Below are 21,461 nucleotides of genomic sequence, written 5' to 3'. Positions count from 1 at the left end.
GTTTTAACTTTGTTCTCTATGAAAAAGCCATTTTTGCAAATTTAGCGCTTATGGTTTAGGGCAGAAGGATTTCCTTTAGCCTTTTTTTATTAGTTTGATCAGGCTCTTTTTGGCAGCATTTTTTTCATTAAGTCAAATTGAGCAGCCAATTGTTCGTGGGTAATTCCGCCAGTAAGTGCCATGACGCTCATCCCTTCAATGACGAACATGAAATTTTCAGCAATGGCGGGAATCTTTTCATCTTGTAAAACACCCTGTGCGACCCCTAATTCTAAAATTGCCAAGATGGTATTTTTCGTTGCGGCAAGTTGTTCTTGCTGAAATTTATGATCAGCAGCCGTTTTGTGGGTGAAATAATACTCGTACATCGAGCGGAGTAGACTGTTTTCCATTTGATTTAAAAGGCGATCTTCGTGGCTTTCAAAATAGTCATTTAGTAACTCTTCAAAAGGCGGATTTTTAGTAATCGCGTACCGAATATCATCAAATTTACGATTAGAGCGCTGTTTAATAACTTCCATAAAAATTTGATCAACCGAATCAAAGTATAAATAAATACCGCCTCGACTGATACCAGTTGCTTCGATAATATCCTTCATCGTCACATCAATTAAGCCTTTTTGGCGAAAAACTTCTCGGGCATTATTTAAAATGGCTTCTCGTTTTTGCCGTTTACGTTCGGCGTTGGATAAATTTTTCATTTTCTCACCTCAAAATTAGTGACACGCGTGTCATTTTCTTGTATAATCACTTCAATGACACTAGTGTCATTATAATTGAATTAAAAGGAGAACTCAAATGAATACGAAAAGTAAAAGTTATCGCATTGCCATTCGTGCTATTTTGACTGCTATTATTATTTTACAAGCAATGGTGCCATTTTTAGGTTTTATTCCATTGGGGATTACGAGCTTGACGATTATTCATATTACAGTCATTGTCGCAGCAATCGTTTTGGGAACCAAAGACGGGATGTTTATTGGTTTAGTGTGGGGAATTTGCACGATTATCCGGGCCTTTACTTCACCGACGACCCCTATTGATACAATGGTCTTTACCAACCCGATTGTTTCAGTCTTACCTCGGATTCTTGTTGGTTTGGTGGCGGGGGTTTTATTCCATTGGTGGTATAAGAAAAAAGGCAATTTATATGTCGCCTCTATTTTAGCTGCTATTGGGGGCACGTTAACCAATACGATTTTAGTCTTAACTTTTATGGGGACGCTTTACACAGGACCGGTTGCCTCAGCTTATGGCGTTGATCCCTCAGGTTTATTAAAAGTTTTGGCGACAATCGTTGCAACAAATGGTATCAGCGAAGTGATTGGTGCGGTTATTTTAACTCCGATTTTGGTCAAAGCGATTTTTACAGCAACGCATTTAAAACCAGCGTATCATTCATAATTAATACGAAGAAAACAGCAGGATGATTGTAATCCTGCTGTTTTTTTCTATCAGGAAAGTAAAAAAATTCAAGTACTTGAAACATAAATTGCAAAAAAATGTGACGCTATTTTGTTAAAATCACTGCTTTTTAGAAAGTTATCAATGAAATTACCAGATTTTAGGGCTGATGCTAGGATTCATGTATAAAAATTGCTATCATGAAGAAAAGCAGTCGAAAAGGAGTCGAGATGAAAAAGAAAAGTGTATTATTATTTTTACTAAAGTTGTTTGGGTTGAGTTTTGTGGGCTGGTTATTCTGGTTGTTTATATTTGCTATCTTCACTCCAGAAGAAGCACAAGAAGTTTCTGAAGTGTTAAGTAAACTTGGCTTAGTTTTAGGTTTGTGTACAGGCTTACTTATTTCCATTGGGTTAAATTACAATCAGGCAACGAAGAAACGACAAAAAATTAAAGCGGCTAAAAGTAATATTTTAATCGTAGAAGAGCGGGAAGATTCTTTATTGGACAAGGCCAATAAAGTGGTTGAAAGATATTTGGCACATGAAAAAGAAATTCTGATAAATAAAGAGGAGCCGACTACTTTTACAGTAACGGGAGCATTACAGTTTCAAAACTTTATTGAAAACCACCCTCAAACAAAAGCAAATGCGCATATATCGGAATTACTCAACCAAATTAAAGATTGCGAGAATACACTTGCGAATTTCAAAATTAGGTATAATTCGGATGTGGAAAGCTACAATTCCCTTATAAATAGTATCCCCCTGTCAGTATTAAAGGGTGTATTCCATTTTGAAGAAATCGCGTATTATGAGCGCGACCTTGAGTCAGTAACGTTAACCGATGAAATGTTAGATTTCTAGAAAACTTACGCTTGCATCTGCGCTATTGAAATAATGTCCTTTTTTAAGGAGAAACCTATAATTTTGTTAATAAAAAGCACGAAAAGTTTAAACAGCTTTTCGTGCTTTTTACGTATATTGACTTGATCAACTAGTTTTCTTCGATCATTGTTGCTTTAATACCAAAACCTGCTAAAATGCGGGCTGCCGTATAGGTGTTTAAGCCTTTGCGGAAAGTTAAGTAAACTTTTTTGTCCGTTGGAATTTCAGCGATACGTTCCCGCAACTGACTTAAAGGAATATTAGCTGTTGCTTCTACGCTACCACTTTTGGCTTTGCCGGGTTCTCTCACATCTAGGAAATAAGCATTTGCTAAATCTTCTTTGGAAATCGCTGCTACTTGGATCGTTTCGGCCACTTTGGTCACTTGGTTAATGCCCACATAACCGGCAATATTCACGACGTCACGAGAAGAAGAGTAAGGTGGTGAATAAGGGATTTCAAGATCTGGCAAATCAAAGACAGACAAGTTTCCGGTAATGGCAACAGATAGTTGACCAATCCGTTTGTCGACACCTTTTTTACCAACTGCTTGAGCGCCTAAAATTTTTCCAGTTTGTCCGTCAAAGATTAATTTCAAGTTTAATCGTTCCGCACCGGGATAGAAATAGGCGTGGTCAAATGGTGTGATAAAAATTGATTTGTAATTTGTGATACCGGCAGCTTTTAGCATATGTTCAGTTAAACCAGTATAGCTAGCAGTATAATCAAAAATTTTCGCTACACCACTACCAAGGTAACCACGATAATGAAGATCGGCACCATTGATGATGTCAGCTAATAAATGGCCTTGGCGATTAGCTGCACTAGAAAGCATACTTGGTGTTGGTAACCCAGTTACGATACTTGTTGTTTCGATAATATCGCCAATGGCATAAATGTCTTCAACATTTGTTTGCAAGCGATTATCAACTTTTACTTGCCCAGTTTTTGATAATGCGATACCAGCGGAGGCAGCTAATTCATTGTTTGGTGCCACGCCGGTTGCAAAGATAATCATATCTGTTTTTAGGGTATCGCCATTTGATAGGTGAACAGTGTGACCGTGATCACTGATTTCTGTGACCGTCGTATTTAAAACGACATTTAATCCATGTTCAATTAAATGATCATAAATTAAATCAGCGATTTCTGTATCATAGGGGAAAGCAACCTGTGGTAATTGATCAATTAACGTTACATCTAATCCACGTTCTTTAAAGTTTTCGGCTAATTCCAAGCCCATTACGCCGGCACCTAAAACTGTCACGCTTTTTGGATTTTCGTTATTCAAAAATTCCATGATTTTATCAGCATGGGTTACATTTCGTAAAATGAAACCATTTTTAGCTTCGTCGGCACCTTTAATTGGCGGAAGTGTAGGACGAGCGCCTGATGCCAAAATCAAACGATCATAATTGTCGATTTTTTGGGTATTATCAGCCAAATTTTTCACAACAACAGTTTTGTTAACCGGGTCGATGCTCGTAACTTCATGTTCAATTAAAACATCGATATTATTTTTTTCTTTTAATTGTGCGGGTGTCCGTTCAATCAAGCTATCGCGATCTTTAATAACACCGCCTAAATAATAAGGTAACGCACAACTAGCAAACGAAATATTTTCACCACGTTCATATAAAACGATTTCATGAGTTTCATTTAAACGACGTAAACGAGTGGCAAAAGAAGGTCCGCCAGCTACGCCGCCAACAACGATAATTTTCACAAGAAAACAGCTCCTTTTTTCTGACTTACTTGTATAGTAACTGTTTTTTTTAAGGGTGGCAAAGAAAAACACTTACCAAAAATAAGCGTCAAAAGCTTGCTGCAATGCACTTTATGCGCATAAAAAAACCACCAAATTTCAAAAGAAAAATGGTGGTTTTTGCACAAAATCAAACGAGCTTGAAAAGCTAACATCGTGAAGTTTGTTACGAATTATAATTTGCGTTTAAAAGCATAGACAGGCATTAAGACACCAGCCACAGTCCCGATTTTTTCTTCTTGGAAAGTATAACCTTGTCGTTGCCAAAATTCTTGTGCCCGCGGATTATTTTTCAAAATACCCAACCGAATTTCGGTGCCCCCTGCTGCTTTTATTTGTGCCATAATTTGGTCATGCACGTGTTTTCCAATTTCTTGATCCCGCATTTTGGGCGTAAGCAGCAATAGGCCAATCATCCAAGCTTTTGGCGTGGGATGATCTTTCACAAGATCAAGAACACCGATTAAACGATTTTGATTGTTAAAAATGCCGTAAAGTGTTTTATCTTCTACTTTTTTTTGAGGGGGCAAAGATGTGAGTAAATCTTGTGCTTCTTTGGCTGGATTTGATTGTCCAGTAGCCAGCGTCATATAATCACTAGCTTCTTGACAAAGTGTAGTAATAGCTGGTAAATCTTGGTTGGTTAAAATTTTTAATTTGTAATCCATGGATTATTAAACTCCTTTGGTATAGAAAAAAATAAATAATTCACTTGGAATTATGAAATAAACAATAAGCTTTATTCTAACATGGAATTCAAAAATTATAAATAACGAAGAATTTGGAAAGAGAAAATTTGAATAGGAAAAACGGTTGACAATATTAATAAATGTCAACCGCTTTTTTATTATCTGAGTTTAATTTTAAAAACCATTTTTTCGACAGTTTCGCTTTTAATGTCAGTTTTTACACCAGTTTTGTGGGCTTCATCTGTCCAAAGTAATAACATATTTTCCTTATCGGTCCCGCTGTTTAAGGTAATGAAATGATTACTCGCTCCTTGTAACAAATAATAATCATTTTCCTCATGGTATTCACTAGCAGTTAGTTCTTGTGAGTCCTTTAGGTAAATTCGTTCGGTTCCTTGTAACATCAAGTGAAAATCGATTTCTTTTCGATGTGCTTCCCAGCTTCTATTTGTAAAAGTATCTGTTTCATATTTTAGATATCGTACTAATACTTGTTCGTTTAATTTTTTCTCTGTGAATTTCCATGGTTCTCTTTGCCATCTAGTAACAAACGCATGAATTATTTTGAGTTGCGCTTGTATTTCGCCAAGTTGATCAAGTTCTTTGATGTTCGTTATTAACAAAAAAATCCCTCCATAAAATTAGAATGTTCTAATCTCAAATCGGATTAGAAATCGTTTACAATGTAACCAAAGAAAATGATTTTATCAACGCTTTTATTGTGTAAAATTATTTTCATGAGAAAATCAGCGTGGAATTTAGCCACGAAAACATAGATAATAACCGTTATAGAAAAATATTTTCATCAAAAAATAATACAAGAAAATAATTATCGTGGTATATTGAATTTATCAAATAAATGGAGGCGCTATCATGGCACAATTAATAACAGCATTATTGGTACCTTTTGATGCAGAAGGTAAATTGATGGAAGACAGCTTAAGACAAGTAGTTGAGTACAATATCACTGAAAATAAAGTAGATGGACTATATGTTGGTGGCAGCACTGGAGAAAATTTCATGTTGGATATCACAACTAAAAAAAACATCTTCAAAATTGTAAAGGAAGTTGCTGCAGACAGAATTGAATTGATCGCTCAAGTTGGGTCGCTAAATATTTATGAGGCAAAAGAGCTAGCTGCTTATGTTGTCAATGAATTAGGTTATCGAAAAATTTCTTCAGTGACACCTTTTTACTATAAATTTGATTTTGAAGAAATTAAAAATTACTACTTTGAAATTGTAAGAGACGTTGAGGCTGAACTAATTGTTTATTCTATTCCAGCACTGACAGGAGTTAATTTCAGTGAAGATCAATTTGGTGAGCTTTTTGAAAATCCAAAGATTACAGGAGTGAAATACACAGCAGGGGATTTTTACTTAATGGAACGTTTGCGTAGCCGCTTCCCAGATAAGTTGATGTATTCAGGTTTTGATGAAATGCTTTTACCAGCAGCAGCTGTAGGAATTGATGGTGCAATTGGATCCACATTTAATGTAAATGCCAAACGTGCACGTCAGATTTTGGAGGCTGTCGAACAAAATGATTTTGCAACAGCGCGTAAAGTACAAGCGGAAACAAACGATTTAATTCAAAAAATATTAGATAACGGATTGTACAATACACTGAAATTAATGCTAACTGAAAAAGGTGTTGAGATGGGCTATTGTCATTTACCAATGAAACGCTATACAGAAGCCCAAGTTGAGGTGGCTAAAGAACTTGTGAAAGACTATATGTAATTTGTTTTGGGGGAATAAGTAATGAAGAATGATTTTCTATCTGAAGTTAAAGGCAATTTAATTGTATCTTGTCAGGCTTTACCAGAGGAGCCGCTCCATAGTCCGTTTATTATGAGTCGTATGGCAAAAGCGGCGTTAGAATCGGGGGCAAAAGCAATTCGAGCGAATACAATTGCCGACATTCAATGTATTAAAGATGCTAATGAAACATCTGTAATTGGCATTATCAAAAAAGAGTACGGTGACAATCCTGTGTTCATTTCGCCGACTTTAAGGGAAGTTCGTGCTCTTTGCAGTATTGGCTGTGAAGTTGTAGCAATGGATGGTACATTGCGAACACGACCAAATGATGAAAAATTAGCAGATATCGTAGCGACAATTAAGGAAGAGTATCCTGCAATCTTATTGATGGCGGATTGTTCAAATTTAGAGGATGCCAAGTATTGCCAAGAGTTGGACTTTGATATTATTGCTACTACGCTTCATGGTTATACAGCAGAAACGAAGGGACAAGATATCGCTGATAACGATTTTGCTTTGATAGATGAGATGACAAAAGTGATTCATAAACCGATTATCGTGGAAGGTAACATTGATACACCACAAAAATTGGCGGCAGTTATGAAAAAAGGCGTCTGGTCGGTTGTAGTAGGTAGTGCGATTACCCGGCCACAGCTGATTACAAAAAAATTTGTTACTGCACTTGAAAGTTAAATTTAGAATTCGACGTATTTTGCGCCGAATTCTAGTTGAAAGGGGATAAGAAATTGGAAAAAGCACAACGCTTAGATGTCGGAAAAAAAACGAAGACAAAGAAAAAGTTTCGCGGTATTGATAATCCATATTCCGGCTATGCCTTTATTGCACCGCAAATTCTATTGATGTTGATTTTTATTGTGTATCCAGTTTTAAAAGGCTTTAAAATGAGTCTCTATGAAGTATATGGTATGGATAAATATTTTGTCGGTTTGCAAAACTTCATTGATTTGTTTCAAGATCCAATCTTTGTGAAGTCGATTTTTAATACGATTTTCTTTGTCGTTGCGATTGTCGTGGCTACAATTGTTTTTGCTTTATTTGTAGCGACCACGGTTTACGATAAGAATCCTAAATACGTATCATTTATTCGAGGGAGTTATTATTTACCAGTAATTGTTTCAATGGTGGTTATGAGTATTATTTGGAATTTCTTGCTTAATCCTTCCAACGGTCTGATTAGTTATGCCTTAAACAATATCGGTATCGAAAATGTTAACTTACTAGGAGATAGCCGAACAGTAATGCCAGTAATTATTTTTGTTACCTTTGTGGGAAATGTAGGTCAAGCTATTATTTTGTATATTGCTGCTATGATTGGACTACCAGCAGATTTATTTGAAGCTGCACAGTTGGACGGTGCTACTAGATGGCAAAGAATTCGTCATATTTTAGTACCTTTAATGCGGCCAACAACTATTTACTTAACAATAATCAATATTATTGCAGTGTTGAAGATTTTCGTCGTTATTCAATTATTAACTGGAGGTGGACCTAATAATGCTTCTGTGACAATGATGTATTACTTGTACCAAAACGCCTTCATTTACAACAATACCGGTGCAGCTTCAGCAATTGGTGTTTTAATGTTTATTATCGCAATGCTGTTTAGTTTACCGCAGTTAAAGACATTTCTAAAATCAGAAAAATAAGGAGGTCATCTCGTGTTAGCCAAATTAAAACGAATGGAAAAATTTGATCTAATTACCAATATTATCGTTTTTTTCCTAGCGCTATGCTTCTTGCTGCCACTTTTTTGGTTGTTAACCAATACCTTTAAAACTTCGCCAGAAATATATAAAATGCCACCGGACATATTACCTAAAAAGTGGTTTACCGGCAACTTAACCGAATTATTTCAAGGTCAACCGGCTTTTCAATGGATTTGGAATAGTTTTATTGTCTCATTTCTAACAAGTTTATTCAGTGTATTAATTTCTGCTTTAGCAGCTTATGGTTTTGCAAAATTACATTTTAAAGGTCGGACAGTACTTTTTATTATGGTAATTGCTTCAATCATGGTGCCTAAAGAAACATTTATTGTTCCATTGTTTGATGTGATTATTGGCTTAAACTGGATTGATACCTATCAGTCGATGATCGTGCCCAACTTAGCGACTGGTTTTGGTACGTTTATGTTATATTCCTTTTTTAAAGATATCCCGGAATCTTTACGAGAATCTGCTAAATTAGATGGGGCTAACGAATGGACAATTTTCAGTAAACTTATGCTCCCCATTGTAAAACCGGGAATTGGTGCACTTTTTATTTTGAATTTTGTTACGGCATGGAATGACTATTTATGGCAATTACTGATGGCTCGCAGCAAAGAAATGAAAACGCTAACGATTGGTGTAGCCAGTTTACAGCAAGATATTAACCCTAATATTGGACTTCGAGTAGCAGGAGCTGCAGTAGCAGCTTTACCAATGCTTATTATCTTTATCTTATTTCAACGATACTTTACGAAAGGAGCCACTGCAGGCGCGGTTAAAGAGTAACAGTGCTTGTGACGGAGAAGATTATTATCATGAAAAAAATGTTTTTAAGCTTGATAGCAGGAATCGCTCTTTTTAGTATGGCTGGTTGTAGTTCCGCTAATGCCAAAGCGCAAAATGAAATTGATGTGTGGTTAACACCGCAGTGGAAAGGTACTTATAGCGCAGATGAAAAAAATGCGGATTACGATAGTTTCTTGAAGACAGCTGCCAAGATGTATGAAAAGTCACATCCTAATGTCAAAATCAACGTCCAAGTAGTACCTGGGGATGAGCGGGATAGCAAAATGAGTGTGGCTACGCAAACAAATACGTTGCCAGATGTCTTTTTTGACTCTACCTTTGTGTTATCCACTTTTGCACATCAAGGTCTATTGGAACCTTTTAACGCTGTAATTGATAAAAATAATGAAGCTGATATTTCTGATGCGATTTGGAATAATGTTCAAATTGACGGGAAAACATATTTTTATCCGTTTGCTCAAAATCCTGGCACATTAGCTTATAATGCAGACATGTTTAAAGCTGCTGGTTTAGAAAAGTATATTGGTGGTGAACATGAAATTGCAACATGGACAACCGATGAGTTCTATCAAATTTTGACAAAATTGAAAGAAATCAATAGTAAAGTTGCCCCATTGGGATTCTTTTGTAAGAATAATCAAGGAGATACATGGAATATGATGTATCTACGAATGTTTGGCAATCAATTCTTTGATGAAAAAGGTGAGCTGGTTGTAAATGAGGAGTCCGGTGTAAAAGCGCTAAGCTTTTTAGAGAAACTAAAAGAAGAAAAATTAATTGCAGCTGGCCCAGAGTCTCTAGTAAGTAATGATGTAAATGCGATGTTCCAAAATCAGCAAGTGGCCGTCAGTTTTACTAACGCAATGTTATTTAACGGGATGTTAGGTGCGATGAAGGATAGTACGGTAGAAAGGTTTGATACTAGACTGGCCAATGTGCCAGGAAAGAGTACGCCAGTTTCATTTACCTACGTACTTGGTTCAGGTGTCTTTAATACAAATGGAGAAAAACGAAAGGAATTGGCACAGGATTTTGTTAAGTTCTATTCAGAAAATAAAGAATTGGTAGAAGCAAGTACCAATTTCTTGCCAGTCCGTAATAGTGTCGCGGACGAACATAAAAAGGATTTACCTTATCTAGATGCATACTTAGCAAACGATAAGTATGTAGTGAATTTTTCTAATAATAGTCCAGGCTATGCTGAAATCCGCAATGCTTTATATCCAGAATTGCAAGCAGTAATGACTGGTGACAAAACACCACAGGTTGCTCTAGATAATTTTGTGAAAACAGGCAATAAAGTTATTGATCGCGGTTTACGGCGATCAAAAGCACTGGAAAATAAATAATTTATAAGCCGGTAAGTCTACTGACTTACCGGCTTATATTACTTTTTTATGAAAGGAATTTTCTAAATGACAAATTATTTCTGTATCGATATCGGAGGTACGAGTATTAAAAGCGGTGTCTATAATGAAAAAGGAGAGGCAATTTTCTTAAATAAAGCAACGCCTTGTCAAAATACTGAATCAAAAAATATGATTTTGGACACCGTTCTTGACTTAACAGAACGTATATCAGTAGAATATAGCATAGCCGGTGTGGCAATTTCCAGTTCTGGTGTGATTGATCCTGATAAAGGCGAAGTGGCATATGCTGGTTATACTATTCCAAATTTTCAAGGAACAAACTTCAAAAGGGCAATTAAAGATAAATTTAATTTACCTTGTGAAGTTGAAAACGATGTTAATTGTGTCTTGTTAGCTGAGGCGTGGCAAGGACAATTATTGGAACAAAAAAACATTGTTTGCTTAGCAGTCGGAACTGGTGTAGGCGGTGCTGTTTATCAAAATGGTGAGCTTGTGCGAGGAACGAGTTTTTGTGCCGGAGAAGTTGGCTATTTAAATGTGGATGGCCATAAATTTCAAGATTTAGCCTCAACAAATGCTTTAACTAAGCGAGCGCAACAAGTTCTAACAGAAGAATTGAATGGACATCAAATTATGGCGTTAGCAAAATCAGGAAATGAACAAATCTTGCAAGTTTTAGATGATTGGTTAGAGGATTTGGCGAAAGGTATTAGTACCATCATGTATCTGCTTAATCCCGAACAGATTATTTTAGGCGGAGGAATTATGGAACAGATAGACTTTATCCAACCGCGTCTAGAAGCGAAAATTACTGAACAGTTAATTTCGCCAATTTTTGGGGAAAGTCTGTTGTATTTTGCTAAACTAGGGAATAAAGCCGGAATGGTAGGCGCATTGTATCACTTTTTAGCAAGACAAATTAACTAGATGGTTTACTGACAACTAGAAAAGGGGGCCGGTAGCATGGATATCTTACAAACGATTCAACAAAAATATAATGAATTATCCGATAAAGAAAAGGCTATTGCCAATTATGTTTTACAAAATGATAGTAGTCTACAAAATATGAATATTACGAGTCTTTCCCAAGTAACTGGTGCCTCAACTTCAACAATTACACGTTTTTGTCGTAAAATGGGGGCAGTTTCTTATGTCGATATGAAAATGAAAATCAACTCCATTTCCAATCAATTTGAAGTGAAACAAGATGACTATTTTGATCAGATTTATTATTACTATAATAAAATTATCGATCGAACTAACAAAAGTCTTGATAAAAAATTGATTTATGAAGCAATTAAGAAAATTAAAACAGCAAAGCGAATTTATATTTATGGATTAGGGAGTTCCGGTTTTACTGCAGAGGAATTGAATCTACGGTTTTTAAAAATGGGAATGACCGCTCGTTGTTTAACAAATACTCATTTAATGTTAATTGGGAGTCGATCATTGACGGAAGATGATCTAGTTATTGCAATTTCTTCATCAGGCGCTACAGATGAAATTGTAGAGACTTTAGATATTTGTAAAGAACAAGGTGCTGGAATTATTTCCATTACTTCTTTTGCAGATAGTTATATTTCTGAAATCAGTGATATTTCACTCGTCGTTTTTAGCAGTAATTTTGCTGATGAGAAGAAATTCGTGAACACGCAATTTGCTATTATCTATTTACTGGACATCATTACAACAATTTTGATGAGTGGTGAAGAAGAGTATGAAAGAAATTATGAAGAAGTAGATGAGATGATGACAAAACGCAACCGTCATGATAAACACAATATTACTTCTAAAAGTCATTCTATTAAATAAATAAGCGAGAGAATCAGACTAGATTCTCTCGTTTATTTTTATGCTCATCCTCACAATAACTCCCACAATTTTTCTAACGCAGGCAGATAATTATCACTAGCAGGGCGTAACGCCGTAATTTCATTATGGAGTTTTATTTTAGAGACGGAGATTTCTACCAGTTCCTTTTTTTCTAGTTGGTTAGCCACTAAAGAGTATGGCAATAAGCTAATGCCCATTTTCTTCTTGCTGGCGGCAATTAAGCTAGCCGAGTCAGTACTTTCCCACAGAGGATAGCACCGTAGTCCTTTTAGCGTTAGGAAGGCTTCGAAGGTTTCTCTTACAGCTGAGCCGCGCTCTCTTAGCAGCAAGGGCTGATTTAAAAGTTCCGGCAAAGTCAGCTTGCCAGTTGCCGTGGGTAAAAAATTTGGTGCCGCCACAAAAACGAGGGGGTAGTTCGCAATTACTTTTTGCTGATACTTTTCACTGGGAACCCGCCCTTCTAAAATGGCTAAATCGACTTTTCCTGCCGCTAATTTCTTAAAGCAATCATCAGCAGGAGAAATATGCACAGTGATTTTTTGCTGCGGTAGTTGTTTTTTGAACTGCTGCAATACTTCAGGCAAGGTGATTTCACCATATGTAATGCAGGAAGCCAGCCGCAAAGGTGCGCTTTGTTCCAAATTTTGTAGTTGTATTTCGACTTGCTGAAATTTTTCGACCAACGGCGTAACAGCAGTCAGTAGCGTATTACCGGCCGCGGTCAGTTCGATTTTACGATGGAGGCGTTCAAATAAAGGGATGCCTGCTTCTGCCTCTAAATCTTTCATGGTATGGGAAATGGCAGATTGGGTCATAAAAAGTTTTGTAGCCGCCCGGGTAAAACTTTTTTCTTTTGCCACAGTATAAAAAATTAAACATTGACGATATTGCATCAAATTCACCTCATTTTGCATGAATTTTACTCATGTTATTATGCAAATAATAGCATTTCACACATGTGAAAACAAACCCTATACTTAAATAATGATAGGTAAAAATGACTGAAATTTTATGAGGTGAAAAAATGGAGAAGTTGAAATTTTACGCATGGATCTGCCGCGTTAATTTATACATTAGCGCCTTTACCTTTGGTGGCGGTTATGTTGTGGTACCCATGATTCGTAAATTTTATGTAGATGAAAAAAAATATTTTTCCCAAGACGACTTGATGGAAATGGCGGCGATTGCTCAATCTTCACCAGGTGCAATTGCGATTAATTTAAGTGTGTTAGCAGGAAAAAAAGCAGGCGGCTATGCAGGAGCGATTTTAAGTGCTGTTTGTGGCATTATTCCTCCTATTGTGATTCTCGCAGTGATTTCCAGTTTTTATGTTGCCTTCAGTCAAAATCTAATGGTAATGGCCGTCTTGCGGGGAATGCAAGCTTGTGTGGCCGCGATGATCGTGGATTTGCTCATTGATATGGTGCAGTTAATTGTGCAGGAAAAACAGCTACTACTAACCATATTAATTCCTTTTAGTTTTATCGCCAATGCCTTTTTTCAAGTCAATGTCTTAGTGATTTTAGGCATTACGGCGGTCTTGTGTTTCGCAACAGTCTACAAAAAGGGGGAGTTTTAAATGTTGGAACTTTTTTGGCGCTTTTTAACCATTGGCTTTTTAAGCATCGGTGGTGGTTATGCGATTATTCCGTTAATCCAAGAACAAATTGTGACTGAACTTCATTGGCTGTCAGAAAAAGTTTTTACCGATATTATTACGATCTCGCAAATGACGCCAGGACCTTTGGCTGTGAATACTTCAACATTTGTGGGCATGCAGCTCTTTGGTATCCCAGGGGCTGTCGTGGCCACGGTCGGCTGTATTGCCGGCGGAGTGGTTATTTCCTTAGCCTTGGCAGCCTTTTTTCAAAAAAAGCGAAAATCAAAACCTGTTCAAAGCTTACTTGCTGGTTTAAAGGCAGCTTCGGTTGGATTAATCATGTCAGCGGGGTTAACGATTTTATTGCTAACACTTTTTAATAATAGTGATTTGGCGCGTTTTAATTGGGCCAAATTGGATTGGATTGCCTTAATCTTAATGGCAATTTCACTTTTTATTATGCGAAAAACTAAAATCAACCCCATCGTACTAATGATCGCTGCCGGCATCATCGGCGGCCTTGTTTATAAGTAGAAAAGTTTTACAGAGTCGCACAACTCCCAAGTGGTAAGGGCTCATTTTAATAAATTGCACCTCAAATTTTTTTAAATTAGAGCTTAATGCCGTAGGGAGTTCGTCTGTAAAACTAGCCAAGTAGAAAAGTTTTACAGAGTCGCACAACTCCCAAGCGGTAAGGGCTCATTTTAATAAATTGCTCCTCAAATTTCTTAAAATTAGAACTTAACGCCGTAGGGAGTTCGTGCGGCTTTTCTTATATTTGGTAGTTTACCTGCAGTGAAACGGTTAAAATAATTCACCAAAGAAAACGCCTTTGAAAAAGGAAAGACTCAAAAAGATCAACATTAAAACGGTAAACTGAATCGGCACACCTTGTAAAAGTCGTGGAATGGGTGCGATTTTAAGTCGCTCTAAAATACCCGCAGAAAACATACTGACAACTAAAAAGAACAATAAGCTAAGTAAGTAGGTGTACCAAAAATCAGAAGAGCGGTCTATTTGATCTACAGGTACGAGCGCCAAATTTAAAATCAGCGGTAAAATCACAAGACAAGATTGTAACGTAGTACCTATTTTTTTCTTTGTAAACATGAGGATAACACCACTTGTTAAAAAGCTCATCAAACCGACTAAAAACGGGAGCATCACTACTTTATTACTGCCATTTATTCCGACTAAGTGGTAGTAGAGCGAAAATAAACTAGCGCCGCCCAAAGCAGCAATTACAATTAAACAGGTGAGTTGAATTTGTTTTAAAAACGGAGTAGTTTCTTTTTTACCGACTTTTGCTGGGGTTTGATTAACGACAAGTTGAAGTACTAAAATAACGAAAAAACAGGTTAAACGTAAAGGTAAAGTCATTGCTTTTGCCTCCTATCTTCTTAATTTTAACCCAAAAGGCAGTCCAGTTTGTTCGCCTAAAACTCGGCGGCGCAATAAGCGGTCAATAAGTGGTGTGGCACAATTCATAGTTAAAATTGCATAGCTGACTCCTTCGCTTGTCGCACCCCAAAAACGAAAGACAATAATCAAACAGCCAATGCCAAAAGCATAGAGGCATTCGCCAAATTTTAAAGCAGGGCTAGAAGCGTAATCGGTAGCCATAAAAATGGCACCTAATAATAATCCGCCGCCAAACAGGTGCCCGGTCACTGTTTGCCACGGTGCCAAACTACCGTCGCCAGCAAAAAGCCAAGCGCCGATAGCAACAGTGATTAAAATAATGAGGGGAATGTGGAGTTGAATAATTTTTTTGCGCCATAAAACCAAGCCCGCCACTAAAATCAGCAGACTACTGGTTTCGCCAATTCGACCGCCAGTCACCCCTAAGAAATTTTGCCACAATTGGGCTGGACTTAATGTTTCTGTTTTCATCTGTGCTAGTGGTGTCGCTTTGGTAAGAACATCTGGAGAGAAATTGGCAAATGGTGGGTTGGGCCAGCTGATTTTAAACATATCTTGGAAAAATAAGCCGACTAATAGTGCACGACCGCCCAATGCAGGATTTAAAAAATTATAACCTAAGCCCCCAAAAAATTCTTTTACAACAATAATGGCAAAAACAGCGCCAATCACAGGGAAATACCAAGGGGCAGAAGGGGGCAAGTTCATGGTCATTAATACAGCTGTCACAATAGCGCTCAAATCCCAAGTTAAATCTTTTTTCAAAAATTTAAACCAGATGATCTCACACAATTGGGCCGTAACAATTGCGATTAAAAACAACAGATAAATGCGCCAACCAAAGAAATAACCAGCAGTAAGCACAATTGGCAGTAAAGTAATTAAGACCCATTTCATAATTTCTCTGGTGGTGGTATCTCCGTGTAAATGAGGGGAGTCGGCCATTTTTAATGAAATTTTATTTGTTGGCATCTGCTAGCGCCTCCTTTTCTTGCTTAATTTCACCACTAGCCTGCGTAATATTGGCTGCTAAATTGCGTCTAGCCGGACAAACATACGTACAACAACCACAGTTAATACAAGCTGTGGCCAATAATTGATCACAGGTAAATAAATCGCCACTTCGATAAGCTAGATCAATATTTTGCGGTTCTAAGCGAACAGGACAAACCTCTACGCAACGATTGCAACGAATGCACGGGGATTCAGGGTATTTACCATCGTGGGCTTCGTTAAAAACAATGATGCCGTTACTACCTTTTGTTAAAGGGAGCGCTAAATCTGTGACGCTTTTTCCCATCATGGGTCCACCGTGAATAACGCGAGAAGGTGTTCCGATAAAACCGCCACAATAGTCAATTAAGTCTTTCACTTGTGTACCAAGTGGGAAACAAATTACTTGTGGCATTTTAACATCGCCGCAAATAGTAACGTAACGATGGGTCAAGGCTTTTCTTTCATCGACACTTTCTGAAATCGCAAAAGCCGTGGCTACGTTAATCGTAAAGGCACCCGTTTCAACCGAACGACCATCAAGAGGAGACTCAGCAGCGATTAAAGTTTCCAAGAGCTGTCCCTCACCGCCTTGAGGATATTTCACTGGCAGTGGGATGACGTGGCAATTGGGGATTTTTGCAGCAGCTTTTTTCATCGCTGTAATAGCTTTTGGTTTATCTTTTTCGATGCCGACTAAAATCGTTTTAGCACCTAAAATTTCTCTGGCAATTTCACCGCCGCGCAAAATTTTTCGGCTTTCTTTTTGCATTAAAAAATCGTCAGACGCGATAAACGGTTCACATTCAGCACCATTCAAAATGATCGTTTGGACATCGATATGACTAGCGGGATTTAATTTGACGTGAGTTGGAAATGTTGCACCACCAAGACCGACAATCCCGGCTGCCCGGACAGCTTTTTCAAAAGAAAAATCAGGAGAAATTAAACTTTCAGCAGTATTTTTAGACGGATCTCGTTTGATTACTGCGGCTGTTTGTGTTTTGCCACCAAGTGCAGGTACTTCGCAAACAGCGATGACTTTCCCAGTAACAGAAGTATGGACATGGCCGCTAATATCGGCAGAATTTTTGGCGATAATTTCTCCTTTTGTGACAAAGTCGCCGACCTTTTTGATTAATTTATTGGGAGATCCGATATGTTGATCAAAGGGGATAACGACTTTTTCAGGCTCAAAGTAGGCGACGTTGTTTTGCTTTACTTGAAATAATTCTTTTAATTTATTCGTACTGGCGTCAAAAAAGAAACCACCAGAAAATTGCTTTATTTTCATGCTTGTCCCTCCTTTTGAAAACGCTATATATTTATCGTAACATAAGGAAAAAAATCACAAAAGAAATATGGGAAAAACCAAAATGGTGAAAAAAGCGCAAAGCCGCCTTAATAAAATCTTAAAAAATAAAAAAGTATTGCTGAAATTCGGATAGGGCAAGTTTTAGATAAAAGTTATTTCAACTAAAAAAGAAAGCGGATACATATTGTTTGAAGTGTGTTTCCTTTATTCTTTATACTGAAATTAGCGAGGTAAATGTAAAGTGTTACGATTTACCTGACCTTAAGTAAAACAAGTTAAATAGGAGGAGATTCGGTGAAAAAACCTGCAGAATTACTGGATGACAAGTATTTGTTGTACATTGATGGAAATTGGACCCAAGGTGTTAAAGGAGAAACGTTAACTTCTAAAAACCCCAGTGATGGTACTACTTTAGCAACTTTTATTAGCGCAGAAGAAGAAGATGTGGATAATGCGGTAAAAGCTGCAACAGCAGCATTTGCTACTTGGAGTGTGACCAGTGTTGAAGAACGTAGTAAAATTTTGCTAGAAATTGCAGACGTCTTGGAAGCAAATGCAGAAAAATTGGCGTGGATTGAAACTTACGATAACGGAAAACCATTGCGGGAAACTAAAAATGCGGATATTCCGTTGGTTGTCGATCATTTCCGTTATTTTGCCGCACTTGTTCGTTCAGAAGAAGGTACGATCAAAGAGCTAGATGAGCATACACTGACGATGGTTTTAAAAGAACCAATCGGCGTTGTCGGACAAATCGTGCCTTGGAATTTCCCTTTATTAATGGCAGCGTGGAAAATTGCGCCGGCATTGGCTGCAGGAAATACAATTGTCATTCATCCTTCGTCCTCGACACCCCTTAGCTTATTAGAAGCAACAAAATTAATAGGGCCACTGTTGCCAAAAGGGGTATTAAATGTGATTACAGGCAAAGGTTCAGAGTCAGGGAATTATATGTTGACTCATCCTGGTTTTGCCAAAATTGCTTTTACGGGTTCGACTGAAGTAGGCTATCAGGTCGCAAAAGGAGCTGCTAAAAATTTAATTCCAGCTACGCTTGAATTAGGTGGAAAATCAGCCCATATCATTTTCAGTGATGCGAATCAAAAAAGGGCTTTAGAGTTTGCTAAAAATGGTATTTTAACCAATCAAGGCCAAGTTTGTTCTGCTGGGAGCCGTTTATTAGTACAAGCCGATATTTACGATGATTTCATCGCTAAGTTAGCAGAAAGCTTTGAAGCAGTAAAAGTGGGCTTGCCTTGGCAAGAAGATACGGTGATGGGATCACAAATTAATGAAGGACAAGTCGAAACGATTTTAGATTATATTGACATTGGCCAAAAAGAAGGGGCTCGCGTCGTCACAGGTGGAGATCGTTATACGGATGGTCCTTTGTCTCAGGGGGCATTTGTTAAACCAACAATTTTGGCCGATGTTACAAATGATATGCGCGTCGCCCAAGAAGAAATTTTTGGTCCGGTAATTGTAGTGATTAAATTTGAAACGGAAAAAGAAGCCATTGCGATTGCGAATGATTCAGATTACGGATTAGCTGGGGGCGTCTTTACTGAAAACATCAACAAAGCTTTCCGTGTAGCGCGAGCTGTTCGCACAGGAACGATGTGGGTCAATACCTATGGAGAGCTGCCGGCAGGTACACCTTTTGGCGGTTATAAAAAATCGGGAATTGGACGAGAAACCTATAAAACAATTCTCGATGCCTACTCTCAAACCAAAAATATTTATATGCATATTGAATAAGTTAGATTTTTAGTTGATAGTGTGAAAAAACGACCTGCTTTCTTTAATAGAAAGCAGGTCGTTTTTGCCTGTTTTGATTTTTAGCGTAAACTTTTTTGACTAATCTTTTTTTCCAGCTGTATAAATTGGCAAAAAGCCGTCTAAAAATTCGATTGTTAAAGGTAAGGCCGGTCCCTTGTCGCCGTCGATACGACTATAAATGGACTTTTGTTCCAAAGATTTGACAGTAATTTTTTTTGGTTTCAAATAAGTTAAAGTATTATTTTCTTTTTGACGCAAGTTACCAGTCAGTACAAAAAATAGCAACTGAAATAATTTTCCTAGACGCATATTGTGCAAGATACTAACATGAAACGCGTGGGGACTGGAAGCAACGTAATCGATACCTCCAACTAAGTGCGTGGTGGTGAGTAAGAAAATCCAGACTTTCATTTTTTTATCGAAATTTTCGGCTTGAATGTGAACATGATAAGAAGCTTTTTGACTAATCTGCTTTAGACCTTTTAATGGATAAATCAGTAAGCCAAATTTTCGCTTTTCACTTTGACGAACTTGGTTGGAGATATCTGCTAACGTACCGAAAGTCAAGGAGCTAACGATCGCTTTTTGACCGTCTTGGCAAGAACCGATCCCGACATGTTGTAGCTTTTGCGCTAAAATTAAAGAAATTGCCTGATCCAAATCTGTAGGGATTTCCCAACGAGTAGCAAAATTATTGATTGTCCCACCGGGAATAATCCCCAGCGGAATCGTTTTGTTTGCTTGTAAGAAAGCCGTGGCTACTAGGTTTAACGTTCCGTCACCACCAATTGAAATCAGCGCATCGTAATCTGTTAACGAGTTGCGAATTTTTTTGACGGCTTCTTCTGGATTGGGTGCAGTCAAAGCTTCAGATGTATGACCTGCTTTCTTTAATTTTGTGGCAATTTTTTTTGCGGTTGCTTCATTATCGCCACGTCCTGCAGTTGGATTATAAAAAATAGCATAATGCATTGCTATCACCTCTTCTTAAGGGTAACACTTTTTAGCTGGAAATAAGGAATAAAAGCGCCTAAATTTACTTTTTAATCAGCTTATTAAAATTCTAAAGTATTGAAGCCAGCACGCCTATTGGCGAGTTTCTTTCACTTCATTTTTATTTGGGGTGACAAAATCGCATAGGCGTGCTACCGCCAATTCTTTTGTATCTAAGCATTCCACGATGGCCACATTCTGATATTCCTTCACAAAAATAACTTCATGGACACCTTCTAAACCGACTATTTTAGCTTGGCATGTTTTTTTCGCATTCATGTTTGTCATTAGGCAACAGTCCTTCATTTTTAGGTAGAATAACCCATTTAGATAAAATAATCGAATGATTCGTCTTATAAGCGGCAAAATTACGAATTATTTATTTGAAATTTGAGCAGATTGATTTTTTGTCGTGGGAAAAAAGCGTATGATGAATAAAAGTAGCTATTTTAAAGTTAGCTTTTGACTATAAAAAGGAGGCAAGAAAGCGAGAAGATGAAGAGAATTGGACAGTGGTTGTTGTGTGTAATCGGCGTTGAAGCCGTTGGGATTTTATCAGGATTGCTAGCGGGGGATATTGCGGCTACCTATGCAAAATTGGACACACCGCCGTTTTCACCACCGGGAAATATTATTGGAATTATTTGGACAGTTTTGTATGGCCTAATTGGAACGGCGCTATTTTTCATTTTAGAGGCGAAGACAAGTAAGAAAGTGAAAAATCGCGCCTTATTTTTATTTTTCCTACAGCTACTATTAAACTTTATTTGGAGTATTGTGTTCTTTGGCGCAACGAATTTTTGGGTGGGCGTAGTCATTGTTTTATTGCTATTAGCAGTAGTTTTGGCTTGCATCATTTACTTTTATACAATTCAAAAGCTGGCGACGTTTTTATTTACCCCTTATTTTATCTGGTGTGTGTATGCCGCATACTTGGCTATCGGCTTGGCTATCAAAAATTAAAAAAATGAGGAGAAAACTACTGGATTTAGCAGTAGTTTTTTTTGTCCGTAAACCTCCAGTATACCCGCCATGGGTATACTGGAATTTCGTTGGAGTGTTATTTTCCTAAGTAAATCAGGCGCTTGGTTTGACAAAGAGCCTTTTCTA

At 37.5% G+C, this 21,461-nt stretch carries 23 protein-coding genes; 13 read left to right on the top strand and 10 right to left on the bottom strand.

What is annotated here, in order from left to right; all coding sequences use genetic code 11:
• Window positions 1-98 precede the first annotated feature (98 nt).
• Window positions 99-701 (bottom strand): TetR/AcrR family transcriptional regulator, encoded by a 603-nt coding sequence (locus tag K4422_RS10905; protein ID WP_230711113.1) that lies wholly within the window; start codon window positions 699-701, stop codon window positions 99-101.
• A gap of 97 nt (window positions 702-798) precedes the next feature.
• Here K4422_RS10905 and K4422_RS10900 point away from each other — a divergent pair, with 97 nt between their 5' ends.
• Window positions 799-1,404: an ECF transporter S component gene (locus tag K4422_RS10900; RefSeq protein ID WP_206903294.1), complete on the top strand. Its 606-nt coding sequence runs from the start codon at window positions 799-801 to the stop codon at window positions 1,402-1,404.
• A gap of 230 nt (window positions 1,405-1,634) precedes the next feature.
• Window positions 1,635-2,270: a LemA family protein gene (locus K4422_RS10895; protein ID WP_206903295.1), complete on the top strand. Its 636-nt coding sequence runs from the start codon at window positions 1,635-1,637 to the stop codon at window positions 2,268-2,270.
• Window positions 2,271-2,400: 130 nt separating this feature from the next.
• Here the strand turns inward: K4422_RS10895 and K4422_RS10890 are convergent, their stop codons facing one another.
• The 3 genes from K4422_RS10890 to K4422_RS10880 all read right to left on the bottom strand — a co-directional run bounded on the left by K4422_RS10890 (window position 2,401) and on the right by K4422_RS10880 (window position 5,368).
• Complete coding sequence (locus K4422_RS10890) at window positions 2,401-4,017, bottom strand: FAD-dependent oxidoreductase (protein ID WP_206903296.1); 1,617 nt, start codon at window positions 4,015-4,017, stop codon at window positions 2,401-2,403.
• Between the two features lie 212 nt (window positions 4,018-4,229).
• A complete protein-coding gene (locus K4422_RS10885; RefSeq protein WP_206903297.1) occupies window positions 4,230-4,724 on the bottom strand; it encodes a GNAT family N-acetyltransferase in 495 nt (164 codons plus the stop codon).
• Between the two features lie 179 nt (window positions 4,725-4,903).
• Window positions 4,904-5,368 carry a YhcH/YjgK/YiaL family protein gene (locus K4422_RS10880; RefSeq protein ID WP_230711112.1) on the bottom strand — a complete coding sequence of 155 codons (465 nt, stop codon included), beginning with the start codon at window positions 5,366-5,368 and terminating at the stop codon, window positions 4,904-4,906.
• Window positions 5,369-5,618: 250 nt separating this feature from the next.
• Here K4422_RS10880 and K4422_RS10875 point away from each other — a divergent pair, with 250 nt between their 5' ends.
• From K4422_RS10875 to K4422_RS10845, 7 genes are all read left to right on the top strand, one after another.
• A complete protein-coding gene (locus tag K4422_RS10875; RefSeq protein ID WP_230711111.1) occupies window positions 5,619-6,488 on the top strand; it encodes an N-acetylneuraminate lyase in 870 nt (289 codons plus the stop codon).
• 21 nt (window positions 6,489-6,509) lie between these two features.
• On the top strand, window positions 6,510-7,202 hold the full coding sequence (locus tag K4422_RS10870) for an N-acetylmannosamine-6-phosphate 2-epimerase (protein ID WP_230711110.1): 693 nt from the start codon (window positions 6,510-6,512) through the stop codon (window positions 7,200-7,202).
• Window positions 7,203-7,318: 116 nt separating this feature from the next.
• Window positions 7,319-8,176 carry a carbohydrate ABC transporter permease gene (locus K4422_RS10865; protein WP_230711203.1) on the top strand — a complete coding sequence of 286 codons (858 nt, stop codon included), beginning with the start codon at window positions 7,319-7,321 and terminating at the stop codon, window positions 8,174-8,176.
• Window positions 8,177-8,188: 12 nt separating this feature from the next.
• The gene (locus K4422_RS10860) at window positions 8,189-9,025 is read left to right on the top strand and encodes a carbohydrate ABC transporter permease (RefSeq protein ID WP_230711109.1); all 837 of its coding nucleotides are present in this window, start codon (window positions 8,189-8,191) and stop codon (window positions 9,023-9,025) included.
• Window positions 9,026-9,054: 29 nt separating this feature from the next.
• Complete coding sequence (locus K4422_RS10855) at window positions 9,055-10,395, top strand: ABC transporter substrate-binding protein (protein WP_230711108.1); 1,341 nt, start codon at window positions 9,055-9,057, stop codon at window positions 10,393-10,395.
• A 66-nt stretch (window positions 10,396-10,461) separates the two neighbouring features.
• Entirely contained in the window at window positions 10,462-11,343 is an 882-nt protein-coding gene (locus tag K4422_RS10850) for an ROK family protein (protein WP_230711107.1), read from the top strand.
• Between the two features lie 36 nt (window positions 11,344-11,379).
• Complete coding sequence (locus K4422_RS10845; RefSeq protein WP_230711106.1) at window positions 11,380-12,228, top strand: MurR/RpiR family transcriptional regulator; 849 nt, start codon at window positions 11,380-11,382, stop codon at window positions 12,226-12,228.
• Between the two features lie 50 nt (window positions 12,229-12,278).
• Here K4422_RS10845 and K4422_RS10840 read toward each other — a convergent pair whose 3' ends face one another.
• Window positions 12,279-13,163 (bottom strand): LysR family transcriptional regulator, encoded by an 885-nt coding sequence (locus K4422_RS10840; protein WP_230711105.1) that lies wholly within the window; start codon window positions 13,161-13,163, stop codon window positions 12,279-12,281.
• 110 nt (window positions 13,164-13,273) lie between these two features.
• On the opposite strand from K4422_RS10840, the gene K4422_RS10835 reads away from it, so the two are divergent.
• Together K4422_RS10835 and K4422_RS10830 are read left to right on the top strand one after the other, a co-directional pair.
• A complete protein-coding gene (locus K4422_RS10835) occupies window positions 13,274-13,828 on the top strand; it encodes a chromate transporter (protein WP_206903300.1) in 555 nt (184 codons plus the stop codon).
• Window positions 13,829-14,383: a chromate transporter gene (locus K4422_RS10830; RefSeq protein ID WP_230711104.1), complete on the top strand. Its 555-nt coding sequence runs from the start codon at window positions 13,829-13,831 to the stop codon at window positions 14,381-14,383.
• Window positions 14,384-14,653: 270 nt separating this feature from the next.
• Here K4422_RS10830 and K4422_RS10825 read toward each other — a convergent pair whose 3' ends face one another.
• The 3 genes from K4422_RS10825 to rsxC are packed head-to-tail and all read right to left on the bottom strand — an operon-like array spanning window position 14,654 to window position 17,558.
• On the bottom strand, window positions 14,654-15,229 hold the full coding sequence (locus K4422_RS10825; protein ID WP_230711103.1) for a hypothetical protein: 576 nt from the start codon (window positions 15,227-15,229) through the stop codon (window positions 14,654-14,656).
• 12 nt (window positions 15,230-15,241) lie between these two features.
• Complete coding sequence (locus K4422_RS10820; RefSeq protein WP_230711102.1) at window positions 15,242-16,243, bottom strand: RnfABCDGE type electron transport complex subunit D; 1,002 nt, start codon at window positions 16,241-16,243, stop codon at window positions 15,242-15,244.
• Window positions 16,230-17,558 (bottom strand): electron transport complex subunit RsxC, encoded by a 1,329-nt coding sequence (gene rsxC / locus K4422_RS10815; protein ID WP_230711101.1) that lies wholly within the window; start codon window positions 17,556-17,558, stop codon window positions 16,230-16,232. The genes K4422_RS10820 and rsxC overlap by 14 nt, the downstream gene beginning before the upstream one ends.
• A 315-nt stretch (window positions 17,559-17,873) precedes the next feature.
• Here rsxC and K4422_RS10810 point away from each other — a divergent pair, with 315 nt between their 5' ends.
• Window positions 17,874-19,337, top strand: coding sequence for an aldehyde dehydrogenase family protein (locus tag K4422_RS10810; RefSeq protein WP_230711100.1), 1,464 nt, complete (start codon window positions 17,874-17,876; stop codon window positions 19,335-19,337).
• 99 nt (window positions 19,338-19,436) lie between these two features.
• On the opposite strand, the gene K4422_RS10805 is transcribed toward K4422_RS10810, so the two are convergent.
• Together K4422_RS10805 and K4422_RS10800 are read right to left on the bottom strand one after the other, a co-directional pair.
• Window positions 19,437-20,330, bottom strand: a complete 894-nt coding sequence (locus K4422_RS10805; protein WP_230711099.1) for a diacylglycerol/lipid kinase family protein — start codon at window positions 20,328-20,330, stop codon at window positions 19,437-19,439.
• Window positions 20,331-20,444: 114 nt separating this feature from the next.
• Window positions 20,445-20,639, bottom strand: coding sequence for a hypothetical protein (locus K4422_RS10800; protein WP_206903307.1), 195 nt, complete (start codon window positions 20,637-20,639; stop codon window positions 20,445-20,447).
• 207 nt (window positions 20,640-20,846) lie between these two features.
• Between K4422_RS10800 and K4422_RS10795 the strand changes: the two genes are divergently transcribed.
• Window positions 20,847-21,314 carry a TspO/MBR family protein gene (locus K4422_RS10795; protein ID WP_206903308.1) on the top strand — a complete coding sequence of 156 codons (468 nt, stop codon included), beginning with the start codon at window positions 20,847-20,849 and terminating at the stop codon, window positions 21,312-21,314.
• Window positions 21,315-21,461: the final 147 nt, after the last annotated feature.

Source organism: Enterococcus sp. SMC-9, from assembly GCF_021011285.1.
Classification (GTDB): Bacteria; Bacillota; Bacilli; order Lactobacillales; family Enterococcaceae; genus Enterococcus_C; species Enterococcus_C montenegrensis.
The sequence above is the reverse complement of the archived record's forward strand: the minus strand, read 5'-3'. Positions and strand labels throughout refer to the sequence as shown.